The sequence below is a fragment of the Vibrio sp. ECSMB14106 genome (genome assembly GCF_000972265.1).
Lineage (GTDB): Bacteria > Pseudomonadota > Gammaproteobacteria > Enterobacterales > Vibrionaceae > Vibrio > Vibrio kanaloae.
In genome coordinates this window covers 51,927-64,705 of record NZ_LAUM01000026.1, presented here as the reverse complement: position 1 = coordinate 64,705, position 12,779 = coordinate 51,927, and the positions used below count along the sequence as shown (strand labels likewise).

8 protein-coding genes are annotated in these 12,779 nt (G+C 44.2%); 2 read left to right on the top strand and 6 right to left on the bottom strand.

Annotated elements, in window-relative coordinates; translation table 11 throughout:
- Positions 1–76: 76 nt before the first annotated feature.
- Together WR49_RS16325 and znuA are read right to left on the bottom strand one after the other, a co-directional pair.
- Positions 77–3,427: an AraC family transcriptional regulator gene (locus tag WR49_RS16325; protein WP_046224706.1), complete on the bottom strand. Its 3,351-nt coding sequence runs from the start codon at positions 3,425–3,427 to the stop codon at positions 77–79.
- 282 nt (positions 3,428–3,709) lie between these two features.
- Positions 3,710–4,597: a zinc ABC transporter substrate-binding protein ZnuA gene (gene znuA, locus WR49_RS16320; protein WP_017056413.1), complete on the bottom strand. Its 888-nt coding sequence runs from the start codon at positions 4,595–4,597 to the stop codon at positions 3,710–3,712.
- An 83-nt stretch (positions 4,598–4,680) separates the two neighbouring features.
- On the opposite strand from znuA, the gene znuC reads away from it, so the two are divergent.
- Together znuC and znuB are read left to right on the top strand one after the other, a co-directional pair.
- Positions 4,681–5,460, top strand: a complete 780-nt coding sequence (gene znuC, locus WR49_RS16315; protein ID WP_046224705.1) for a zinc ABC transporter ATP-binding protein ZnuC — start codon at positions 4,681–4,683, stop codon at positions 5,458–5,460.
- On the top strand, positions 5,460–6,245 hold the full coding sequence (gene znuB, locus WR49_RS16310; RefSeq protein ID WP_046224704.1) for a zinc ABC transporter permease subunit ZnuB: 786 nt from the start codon (positions 5,460–5,462) through the stop codon (positions 6,243–6,245). Before znuC ends, znuB begins: the two co-directional genes overlap by 1 nt.
- Positions 6,246–6,405: 160 nt before the next feature.
- Here znuB and sucD read toward each other — a convergent pair whose 3' ends face one another.
- The 4 genes from sucD to sucA form a co-directional block, all read right to left on the bottom strand.
- Positions 6,406–7,278 (bottom strand): succinate--CoA ligase subunit alpha, encoded by an 873-nt coding sequence (gene sucD, locus WR49_RS16305; protein WP_004734209.1) that lies wholly within the window; start codon positions 7,276–7,278, stop codon positions 6,406–6,408.
- Positions 7,278–8,444 (bottom strand): ADP-forming succinate--CoA ligase subunit beta, encoded by a 1,167-nt coding sequence (sucC, locus tag WR49_RS16300; RefSeq protein WP_010436793.1) that lies wholly within the window; start codon positions 8,442–8,444, stop codon positions 7,278–7,280. Before sucC ends, sucD begins: the two co-directional genes overlap by 1 nt.
- 206 nt (positions 8,445–8,650) lie before the next feature.
- Positions 8,651–9,859, bottom strand: coding sequence for a 2-oxoglutarate dehydrogenase complex dihydrolipoyllysine-residue succinyltransferase (gene odhB / locus WR49_RS16295; RefSeq protein WP_017056410.1), 1,209 nt, complete (start codon positions 9,857–9,859; stop codon positions 8,651–8,653).
- Between the two features lie 21 nt (positions 9,860–9,880).
- Positions 9,881–12,697 (bottom strand): 2-oxoglutarate dehydrogenase E1 component, encoded by a 2,817-nt coding sequence (gene sucA / locus WR49_RS16290; RefSeq protein ID WP_017056409.1) that lies wholly within the window; start codon positions 12,695–12,697, stop codon positions 9,881–9,883.
- Positions 12,698–12,779 lie beyond the last annotated feature (82 nt).

Below are 12,779 nucleotides of genomic sequence, written 5' to 3'. Positions count from 1 at the left end.
CCCCGTATCTCATAAAAAAGCCCCAACACTAATGTCGAGGCTCCTGTATATTTATCCATTTTTGCGCCGCACCTGATCAATCTTCGTTATTTTCCGCAAACTTAGACGGAGACATACCAAAATGGTGCTTAAACCGCTGGCTGAAATAGGAAGGGTCATTGAAGCCTGAATCAAAAGCGACGTCTGATACCTTTTCTCCGGCCAATAACCTTTCACACGCATGCTCCAGACGAACCTCGTTAAGGTGTTCTTTAAATGTTTTATCATAGGCAGATTTGAAGCGCCGTTGTAAGCTTCTCTCAGACATAAACAGGTATTTAGCAGCAGTTGCAGTGCCAAACTCCGCATCGGCATAGTGTTCACTAACAAGATGAGACACTTTATTTTGCCACTCTTGTTCTGCGCTAAGTTTCTGTAGCTCAGGCGTTGAGGTTGCAAGTTTGATGGTTTCAATTCTCTCAATCGTACTTGCTTCGAGCCTGTCTAACACTTGAAACTCGATAGGCCACGAAAGCTGAATTTTATTCTGAGAGTCAGAGACAAAAACGTTAAGTTGACCACCGCTTTGATTCATCAATAACGGTAATTTATCGATATTAATATCTGCTGACTTTCCATTGCTCTCATTTATCGATGAAGCTAATTTGGGGAAAGGCATGCCATGATCGCGAATGGTAACGACTAAATGCTCTTCAACCTCTTCTACTAAGACCAACATGCTCTGCGATTTAAAATTTCTCTTAATGATGCTCGCCACTAGGCTGTTAAAAATGATATCCAGATTGAAATACAGCAACGACACATGCCTGTACTTAGTTTCAACTTTAATATCGAGTTCAATACCTGTTTTTGCCAACTCACTTTTCCACGCTTTAAGCACAGCTTCCAAAACTAAGATCACATCGCAACAAACTGTCCCCGATTCTTCTTGGCTATTACTAAGTTGAGCAAGCCCGTTTTTCAATGCCAGGATTGGTGACCGACCTAGGTCATCATTCCAACTAGGAAGCAGCGCAGCAACATGGCTGACTTCATCGGAAAGCTCTTTCGCTGTATGAGATACCAAAACATTTTTAACCAACAGCTGTTTTTTAAGTTGTTGATTGGTTGTCAACAAGATGCGACTTTGGTGCCTCATTTGGTCCGTTTTTAATGCGACTTGCGCTTTTAGGTGTCTGTTGGCAAAAGTGACATAGCGCGAGCGCCAAAAAACGAGAACAGTAACCAAGCCGATTAATATAATAAAAGAGCTCGCTACAGCCCAGCTACTCAAGTACCAAGGCTCTGCAATTGAAAAGCTTTGGGTAGTAGACACAAATCGATAGTGAGAGTCCTGCACTGGTTTAACTTCAAGTGTGTAATCACCAGGAAGTAAATGATCCAATGTTAATAGTCCCCCCTCAAATTCGCTCCAAGGTTCATCATCGTTAAGTCGATATTCCATAGCGGTTGCGAATGATGCAGGTAAAATACCAAGCTTAAAACTAATGGATGAACCGTAAGGCATTTCCTCTAAATCAACCGTTTTTCCGCCAAGTGATACGGTTTGTTGATTGACACTTATCTTACTAAGCAATGCTCGGCTATGAGGAGTTGTTGATACCAATAGCTCATTAGACAATGCACTCACTACACCATACTTAGAGCCTAAGACCACTCTGGATGATTGACTTTCTTCACTATAAAACACCGTGCAAGCGCCAACAGACAACTCATTATTAATTAAACCAAATGGAGAACCGATGTGTTTATACAATTGCCCATCGAGTCCATAGTAGCTAATACCTTTTGAGGACCCTAACCAAATACCATCATCGTCACTAATCAAGCAATTAGGGCTAATGTTATCTTCAATGAGAGCCACCTCTTCTATGACGTTGGTATTATAAGGAATTCGGTATACGCCGTAACTACTAGCAAACCACTGCGACCCATCTTTGGCTTTCTCGATATCAAGCACTTTGCCAAACCGTTCACTCGAACGGCTAAAACTGATTCTTTTATCAACAAATGAATAAAAACCGTGATCCGTGCCGATATAAATACTGTCTTTTAAGCCTATATCGAGAGCCGTTATTTTCGCCGGCAAAAACTTATCAACTAACCAATCTGCTCCATAAGATGTCAGTTCCATTGCCTCAATAGATAAAGAATAAAGGTTTTGCCCAGAACTCATCCAAAGAACTTGGTTTGCCTGAAGTGCAAAGTTTTCGATGTGTACGCCCACTATGGCTCTTGGTAAATCTAGAGGTATAGGCTTTAAGGTATTAGTATCAAAGCTAATTATTCCCTCTTCGGTCGCAAGCCAAATAGAGGAAGAAAACAACTCAATATCTTGGACTGGTTTGGGATAAACACGTATCGGACGTTCATCGCTATCAGAGTTGACTAAATACAGCCCCATTGAAGAAGCAATCCAAGACCTACGGTCATTAGCTGGCACTACCTTATTTATCACGACATTACTAGAGTGCATGTCCATCCCATCTAATGGCATTCTAGAGAACGTCTTGCTGAATAATGAGAAGTACCGAATCCCATTATTCGTCGCGATCCACATTCCACCTGCGTGGTCGTTTACCAGCGAATATATTTTCTCGCCTGGTAATGAAAAACCTTGATTGGCCGATTGTGCAAATCGTGTAATTTTACCCGTAATAAAATTATAGCTAATAAGTCCATGTTCCGTGCCTATCCAATATTGGTCAGGCGTTTCAGCAAAAGAGAGGACGTGCGACCCACGAACCCAAGTCTCTTTATTTGAATTAGTGAGATCGACAATCACTGCACCATTTAATGTGCCAATCACTAGCTCTCGTCTTGCCTTCGAGAAATAAACCGTCTCAATATGGTTCTTCTCTGATGCTTTGACATGAGTAAATTCTTGGTCCTCTGAAAGGTAAACACCTGCGTTTGTCGCTAACACCCACTTTGACAGCACCTTTTCAGCGTCATTAATTACAATGTCACTACTGTTGTTATATCGATATAACTTGAGCAGTGAATAGGTATCAAATTCTAAAGACTGAGTGTTGTAAGTATAAAAATTACTGCCATCTGTCACCCATATAAAATCACCAGATGATCCGATATTCGCGATCTCAGAACCAGGGCTGAGACTAAATACGAGCTCATTGCCAATACCTGGGCTATGTCGATACACCTCATTATCGAAAAAAGTCCAAAATTCATCATTAAGAAACGCGACCCTTTCTGAGGAGAATTGCAAAAGGCTACCCTTTCTAGGGAACAGGGTTCGACCATCATAAAAAAGTATTTTTCCATGTACATCATGAAGCCAGAGCCCACCTCCGGCACCCAAGTATAGCTTTTTAGCCGCAAGAAAGTTCCCTTGCGCTTGAACGGGCAAAGGGTAGAAAACAGAGGATGATGTATTTACCGCAAGAACGCTAAATGAAATGCTCATTAATATGAACATTTTGAAGATAATTCGATACAACTTTAAATCCTGAACAGAAAAAACACATGAAAGTTTGTGTGCCCACAACGCTTATCGTTGCTTAACCAAAAACTGAGTTTTTTTGTGCTTATTATTATCTTTCTATTTTAGCTGAAATTAACAAAGGAGAAAGGAGGTTTGCTATTTGTTGAAAGGTTTTATCTTAGCGGTCACGAAAATGCCGCAAAATGCGGCATGATTAATCAATAATCGAAAGTAAATAGAGTATTAAACACTCATCATAAAAGACTATTTTGCTAAACAACTTGTATAACTATCTGTAAGTTGCTGAAGAAATTCGAAATAACTGCCTTTTTTAACTTCAACATCAGAACCTACCGGGTCAAGTTGTCCTTGTTTTGTTTGGCTACCTCGAGTCACCGATTCAATCACAGCAGGGGTAAATTGAGGCTCAGAGAACACACACTGAACATTTTCACGCACCAGAGTTTTCTTAATAGCGATCAGGCTTTTTGCACCCGGTTTACGTTCAGGGCTTACCGTGAAGTGACCTAAATTATTCAGCTCAAACTCTTGCTCAAAATAGCCATACGCATCATGGAACACGTAATAACCTTTGTCTTTGACTGGTGCAAGTTGCTCACGAATAGACTGTTGCTTCCCTTTCAATGCAATCAAGAATGAGTCTAGGTTCTCTTGGTACGCCATTGCGTTGTCAGGGTCAGTTTCAATCAGCTTAGCTGAGATGTATTTTGCTGCTACTTCAACTTGATCGATACCCAACCAAAAATGCGGGTCATGGCTGCCGTGATTATGTCCTTCATGAGCATCGTGATCATGCTCTTCACGTCCGAACTCTCTCAAGTTAATGCCTGGTATCTCACTGATCTGGATGACGTCCTCTTTTGAACCAATCACTTTAGTCAAGAAGGCTTCGAGGTCAGGACCAAACCAAACGACCATATCGGCACTGTGAACTTTTTTCACATCCGATGGCTTAAGCGCATAGTCGTGCGGTGAAGCATTGCTGTTCATTAGCACATCCGGTTGATTAACGCCTTGTGTTAATTCTGTCACAAGCATTTGAATTGGCTTAAAGCTTGTTAGAATAGTACTGGCACTTGCAACACTTGGCGTTAAAAGCAACGTAGCAAGTATAAAAGATGGACGTGACATAATTCCTCGATAATAGAAAAGTAGCTTAGGCTTGAGGTAAATGTTACATTATAACATTAGTGAATTGCAAATGAGTTCTATTCATGGATAACTTAATCCAACTAGATTCTGTGAGCGTCGAGTTTGACGGTCGAAAAGTTCTAGACAACATATCTCTAAATTTAGAGCGTGGTAGAATCACCACCCTAATTGGGCCAAACGGTGCAGGAAAGTCGACATTAGTAAAAGTGGTACTGGGTTTACAGACCAAATTTTCAGGCACAATAACAAAAGCTAAAAAACTGAAAATTGGCTATGTACCACAAAAATTAAAGCTCAATGATTCACTACCGCTCAACGTAGAGCGTTTTCTAAAGCTCACTGGCAAGTTCAGTCAGCAAGAGATCCTTGAAGCTTTAAAACTTGTTGGTGCTGAACACCTACAAAAAAGCAACATGCATCAATTGTCTGGCGGTGAAAACCAACGTGTGCTAATTGCTCGTTCATTACTAAGAAGACCAGACCTACTGGTTCTTGATGAGCCTGCCCAAGGCGTTGATGTACAAGGACAAATCGACCTGTATGACCTGATTGACACCATCCGTCACCGCTTTGGTTGTGCGGTATTTATGGTTTCGCACGATCTGCATTTAGTGATGGCAAAAACAGACGATGTAATCTGTTTGCACCACCATATCTGTTGTTCAGGTGCACCAGCAGACATCAGACACCACCCATCGTATATCGCACTCTTCGGCACCGCGACCCAAGAGACGCTAGCGTTTTATCATCACCAACATGACCATCACCATCATGATCTCGCTGGGCAGCCTGTCGAAGGCGACGTACATGAATGTTCAAACCATAAACACGGACACCACTAATGCTTGAGTTTCTTCTTCCCTCTATTTTAGCTGGCTTGGGCATTGCTCTAATCGCGGGGCCACTAGGTTCTTTTGTGGTTTGGCGAAAGATGGCTTACTTTGGAGATACCCTTGCTCACGCCTCTTTGATGGGCTTAGCGCTTGGCTTCTTATTCAATATTAATTTGTACTTAGCGCTGCTGATTTGCTGTTTGATGCTGGCGGTGTTACTGGTTACGTTACAACAGCAAAAGCTAGTCGCGACCGATACCCTACTCGGTATTTTGGCGCACAGTGCACTCTCATTAGGTCTTGTAGCAGTCAGCTTCTTGGACAATGTTCGTGTCGATCTAATGAGTTACCTATTTGGTGACTTGCTGGCGGTATCCCCGACTGATTTAGTGTTCATCTATGCAGGTGCAGCTGTGATAGGACTGGTACTAGCTATCTTTTGGCGACCACTATTATCAACGACGGTTAATGAAGACCTCGCAGCGGTTGACGGCACCAACATTGATTTAATGCGTCTTATCTTGATGCTATTGGTTGGGATCGTAATTGCGGTAGGTATGAAGTTTGTTGGTGCATTAATCATGACATCATTGCTTATCATTCCAGCAGCAACGGCAAGAAAGTTCGCCAATACACCCGAGCAAATGGCATTTCTCGCATCGATTATTGGCTCTATCGCTGTGTTCGGTGGATTAAGCTTGTCTTGGTTCTATGACACACCAGCTGGCCCTTCTGTGGTTATCAGTGCGGCGGCAATGTTTATGCTGTCTCAAATGTACAGAACCCGCGCCTAAAGTGAATAGCCGGGATTCATTCTGGCTTTTAACAACACAACAGTTGATGCGGCAATTATTTACAAAAGAACCGCTTACAAAAGAAAAAGGCTTGGTCAGTGACCAAGCCTTTTTAATATCATTCAATTAACTTCTATCTCAATCGATAAAAGCCAGCTGATTACCAACCTGTGATTTCACGTAGGCCTTTACCGATGTCAGCAAGAGACTTAACTGTCTTAACGCCTGCTGCTTCTAGTGCTGCGAATTTATCTTCAGCAGTACCTTTACCGCCAGAGATGATTGCGCCTGCATGGCCCATACGTTTACCCGGAGGAGCAGTAACACCAGCGATGTAAGAAACAACTGGCTTAGTTACATTCGCTTTGATGAACTCAGCCGCTTCTTCTTCCGCAGTACCGCCGATCTCACCAATCATTACGATTGCTTCAGTTTCAGGGTCTTCTTGGAAAAGCTTTAAGATATCAATGAAGTTAGAACCTGGGATAGGGTCACCACCAATACCAACACACGTAGACTGACCAAAGCCTTCATCTGTTGTTTGCTTAACTGCTTCGTACGTCAGAGTACCGCTGCGAGATACGATGCCTACTTTACCCTTCTTGTGGATATGGCCAGGCATGATACCAATCTTACACTCGTCTGGAGTGATAAGACCTGGACAGTTAGGACCGATCATGCGAACGCCAGTTTCTTCTAGCTTCACTTTAACGTCGATCATATCTGTTGTAGGGATACCTTCAGTGATCGTTACGATCAGTTCGATACCTGCATCAATCGCTTCTAGGATTGCATCTTTACAGAAAGGAGCTGGTACGTAAATAACTGTTGCAGTTGCGCCAGTTACTTCTACTGCTTCACGTACTGTGTTGAATACTGGAAGGCCTAGGTGAGTTTGACCACCTTTACCAGGTGAAACACCACCAACCATTTGCGTACCGTATGCGATAGCTTGATCTGAGTGGAATGTACCTTGACCGCCAGTGAAACCCTGACAGATTACTTTAGTGTCTTTGTTAATTAATACAGACATTATTTAGCCTCCGCAGCAGCAACAACTTTCTGAGCAGCATCTGTTAGAGATTCAGCTGCAATGATATCAACATCAGAATTAGCAAGTACTTCGCGACCTAGGTCTGCGTTTGTACCTTCTAGACGAACAACGACAGGAACTGTTACGCCTACTTCTTTAACTGCACCGATAATACCTTCAGCGATCATGTCACAACGAACGATGCCACCGAAAATGTTTACGAGTACTGCTTTAACATTGTCATCAGAAAGGATGATCTTGAATGCTTCAGCTACACGTTCTTTTGTCGCGCCGCCGCCTACATCAAGGAAATTTGCTGGCTTGCCGCCGTGTAGGTTTACGATATCCATCGTACCCATCGCAAGGCCTGCACCGTTAACCATACAGCCAACGTTGCCATCTAGTGCTACGTAGTTCAGTTCCCACTGTGCTGCGTGTGCTTCGCGCTCATCTTCTTGAGATGGATCGTGCATTTCACGCAGTTTTGGCTGACGGTACATTGCGTTTGAGTCAATGTTGATCTTGCCGTCAAGACAAAGCAGGTTGCCTTCGCCAGTAATTACAAGCGGGTTGATTTCTAGTAGGGCTAGGTCGTACTGAGAGAACATTTGGCCAAGACCCATGAAGATCTTAACGAACTGTTTGATTTGATCGCCAACTAGACCAAGTTTGAACGCCAGTTCACGGCCTTGGTAAGCTTGAGGGCCCACTAGAGGATCGATCGCTGATTGGTGAATCAACTCTGGAGTTTCTTCAGCGATTTTCTCAATGTCCACACCGCCTTCAGTTGACGCCATGAATACAATTTTGCGCGTTGCACGGTCAACAACAGCACCTAGGTAAAGTTCGTTAGCAATGTTTGATGCTTCTTCAACTAGGATCTTTGTTACAGGCTGACCATTAGCGTCTGTTTGGTAAGTCACTAGGTTTTTACCTAGCCACTTTTGTGCAAACTCTTTAACGCCTTCTTTCGTGTCATGTAGCTCTACGCCGCCTGCTTTACCGCGGCCACCAGCGTGTACTTGACACTTAACGACTTTCTTGGCTGTACTGATACGACCTGCAGCTTCGAAAGCTTCTTGTGCAGTATCACATGCGAAACCTTCTGGTACAGGCAAACCGAATTCTGCAAACAGCTGTTTGGCTTGGTATTCATGCAAATTCATTTTGATATTCCGTTTATTTTCCCTTAAGGGATTATTATTTCCATAACGACACAGTTTCCTGTGTTACGTCTGTAGGGTCTTCTCAAATCAACTGCTGTCCATTTTCTAATGGCTTTACAGTTCAATTGAAGGCCAGACGTTGAGCAGCCTAGCCTTTGAAACTTTTTACGTCTAGCTAACGGGGTTAACTAGACGTTTTAGCGATACTAAACGTCTAATAGCAGACGTGCAGGATCTTCTAGTAGCTCTTTGATGGTCACTAGGAAGCCAACTGATTCACGACCATCAATTAGACGGTGGTCGTAAGAAAGCGCTAGGTACATCATTGGTAGAATCTCTACCTTGCCATCAACAGCCATTGGACGGTCTTGGATTTTGTGCATACCCAAAATTGCCGCTTGAGGCGGGTTGATGATTGGCGTAGACATTAGAGAACCAAAGACACCACCGTTTGTGATAGTGAAGTTACCGCCCATCAGTTCATCAACAGTTAGCTTGCCGTCACGGCCTTTGATCGCTAGCTCTTTGATGCCTTTTTCGATATCAGCGAAACCTAGTGTGTCACAGTCTTTCAGTACTGGAGTCACTAGACCACGTGGCGTAGATACCGCCATGCTGATGTCGAAGTAGTTGTGGTAAACGATATCGGTACCATCGATAGAAGCGTTCACTTCTGGGAAACGCTTCAGTGCTTCTGTTACTGCTTTCACGTAGAAAGACATGAAACCAAGACGCGTATCGTGACGCTTCTCGAATTGGTCTTTGTACTGCTTACGAAGGTCCATGATTGGCTTCATGTTCACTTCGTTGAAAGTCGTCAGCATTGCTGTGCTGTTTTTCGCTTCTAGAAGACGGTTTGCAACTGTCTTACGTAGGCGAGTCATTGGCACGCGTTTTTGGCTGCGAGCCGCTGCTGGCGCTTCAACTGCTGGTGCAGATGCTGCTGCAGGAGCCGCTTTCGCTGCTGCTAGGTGTGCGTCGATGTCTTCACGAGTAATACGACCACCCACACCAGTGCCTTTAACGTCAGCTGGTTGTAGGTTGTGCTCAGCAAGCAGGCGACGAACAGCTGGGCTTAGTGCGTCGTTGTTCTCTTCTGTTAGCGCAGCTTTATGGCGCTTATCAGGAGATGCTTCTGTATCTTCAGTGGTGTCTTTCGTTGGTTCACCAGCGACAGCACCCGGCTTGATTTTAGCCAGAAGCTGCTTCGAAAGTACCGTAGCACCCTCTTCTTCGATGATAGCTTCCAGAACACCCGCTTCAGGAGCTGGTACTTCTAGAACTACTTTATCTGTTTCGATATCTACAATGACTTCATCACGTGCAACCGCTTCGCCCGGTTTTTTGTGCCAAGTAGCAACTGTTGCATCAGCCACAGATTCAGGTAAATCTGGAACCAGAATTTCAATTGTCATGTGCGTATTTTCCTTTTACTTCTAGTTCTTAAGTAGGGTCAAAGCGTCGTCAACTAACGCTTTTTGTTGTTTCAAGTGTACCGACATATAGCCAACAGCTGGTGATGCTGATGCAGGACGACCTGCGTATTGAATATCAGCACCTACTGGGATAGCAGCTCGGAAATTATGTTGGCTACTGTACCAAGCACCTTGGTTTTGTGGCTCTTCTTGACACCAAACGTAATCGACTACATTTGTGTACTGTGCGATAGCAGCTCTCACATCCTCATAAGGGAACGGGTAAAGTTGCTCAATACGTACAATAGCGACATCGTCTTGCTCGTTCTTACGTCTTTGGTCAAGCAGGTCAAAGTAAACCTTACCTGAACAGAACACGACGCGTTTTACGTTCTCAGGAACCAGATCATCGATTTCTGCGATAGCTGGTTGGAACGTGCCTTCTGCTAGGTCTTCCATAGAAGAAGTACACAGAGGATGACGAAGCAATGATTTTGGTGACATTACAATCAGAGGACGACGCATTGGACGAACAACCTGACGACGGATCATGTGGTAAACCTGAGCCGGTGTTGAAGGTACAACAACCTGCATGTTTTGTTCAGCACATAATTGAAGGTAACGCTCAAGACGAGCAGAAGAGTGCTCAGGGCCTTGGCCTTCATAACCGTGAGGAAGTAGCATTGTTAGACCACATAAACGTGCCCACTTTTGCTCACCTGACGAGATAAATTGGTCGATAACCACTTGTGCACCGTTTGCGAAGTCACCGAATTGTGCTTCCCAAAGCGTTAGACCACCGGGCTCTGCTGTCGCGTAACCATACTCAAACGCCAGTACAGCTTCTTCAGATAACACGGAGTCAAACACTTGGAATGGCCCTTGTTTATCATGAATGTTCTCAAGAGGAACATAAGTGCTAGCATCAGATTGGTTGTGCAGTACTGAGTGACGGTGGAAGAAAGTACCACGACCAGAATCTTGGCCAGAAATACGAATACGCTTCCCGTCGTCGACCAGTGTTGCGTAAGCTAAAGTTTCAGCCATACCCCAATCGACTTGCTTCTCACCATTCACCATAGCAATTCGATCGTTGTACAGTTTATTTACTCGGCTTTGCAGCTTATGGCTGTCTGGGTATTGGCAAAGTTTGTTACCAAGCTCTTTCAGACGCTCGAGATCAACTTTGTTATCCCACTCAATATTCCAGTCGTGCCCTAGGTAAGGGGACCAATCTACTGAATGAAGAGCCATCGGACGCCACTCTTTAACCACGACTTCACCGTGATCAAGAGCATCACGATATTCGTTAACGAGTTGCGTAGAAGTATCGATACCAAACTCACCACGCTCCATCAACACGTCTGCATAAAGCTTGCGTGGTGTTGGGTGCTTCTTGATTTTTTGATACATCAAGGGCTGTGTTGCATTCGGCTCATCGGCTTCGTTGTGACCGTGGCGACGGTAACAAACCAAATCAATAACAACATCACGTTTGAACGTATTTCGGTAGTCTAATGCAAGGCGAGACACAAATGCCACCGCTTCTGGATCATCCGAATTAACGTGGAAAATAGGCGCCTGAACCATCTTTGCAATATCAGTGCAGTACATAGTCGAACGAGTATCGCGAGGATTAGATGTTGTAAAACCAACTTGGTTATTTACAACGATACGAACCGTACCGCCTACACAGAAACCACGAGCTTGAGACATGTTAAACGTCTCTTGTACCACACCTTGGCCAGCAATAGCAGAATCACCGTGGATAGTAATTGGAAGTACACGGCTGCCATCTTTATCGTCTAGGCGATCTTGGCGAGCACGTACTGAACCGATAACTACCGGGTTTACGATTTCTAAGTGAGATGGGTTAAATGCTAATGCTAAGTGAACGTTGCCGCCTGGTGTTGCGAAGTCCGCAGAGAAACCTTGGTGGTATTTCACATCACCGGTTCCCCATGTGTCGTCGTGCTTACCCGCAAATTCGTCAAATAGGTCTTGTGGCTTTTTACCTAGCACGTTGACCAACATATTTAGACGACCACGGTGAGCCATACCAACAACGACTTCACGCATGCCTTGTCCACCAGCATGACGAATAAGTTCCTTCGTCATTGGGATCAACGCATCACCACCTTCCAATGAGAAGCGTTTTGCACCTGGGAACTTAGCACCAAGATAGCGCTCAAGACCTTCAGCAGCGGTTAGCTCTTCTAGGAAAGCTTGCTTTTCTTCTTTATCGAAGGAGGGTTGACCAGAAACAGACTCTAAACGTTGTTGAATCCAACGTTTTTGCTCTGTATTCGTCATGTGCATGTATTCAGCACCAATCGAACCACAATAAGTTTGCTTTAGAGATTTGTAGAGATCTTTAAGTACCATCGTCTCTTGGCCAATGGCGTAAGATCCGACGTTAAACGTCTCATTGAGGTCATCTTGGGTAAGAGTGTGGAAAGAGGGATCCAGTTCAGCGACTGTATCTCTTTTCCATAAACCTAGGGGGTCTAAATTTGCAGCTTGATGCCCTCGGAATCGATAAGCATTGATAAGTTGCAGAACCTTTACTTGTTTCGCATCGACATCTGGATCACTAACTTGGACATTGTAATGCTTTGTTTCTTGAGCGAGTCGACGGAAGTATTCACGAATGCGAGAGTGTGGTTGTTCCACCGTTTCTGAAGCTTGCACAGGCAATTCTTCGAAAACACTTCTCCATTCGTCACTTACCGAGTCGGGGTCACTTAGATACAGTTCGTAGAGTTCTTCTACGTACGTTGCATTGGCGCCAGCCAAGTGTGAAGACTCGAGCCATGCCTTCATCACGCCGTTGTGCATATTTTCCCTTAACCAGTAGTTTTCACGTTTGCTGCGGTCTATGCCGAGCTATTAAAAGGCCGCCCCAAAGCTTCTAGGGCGG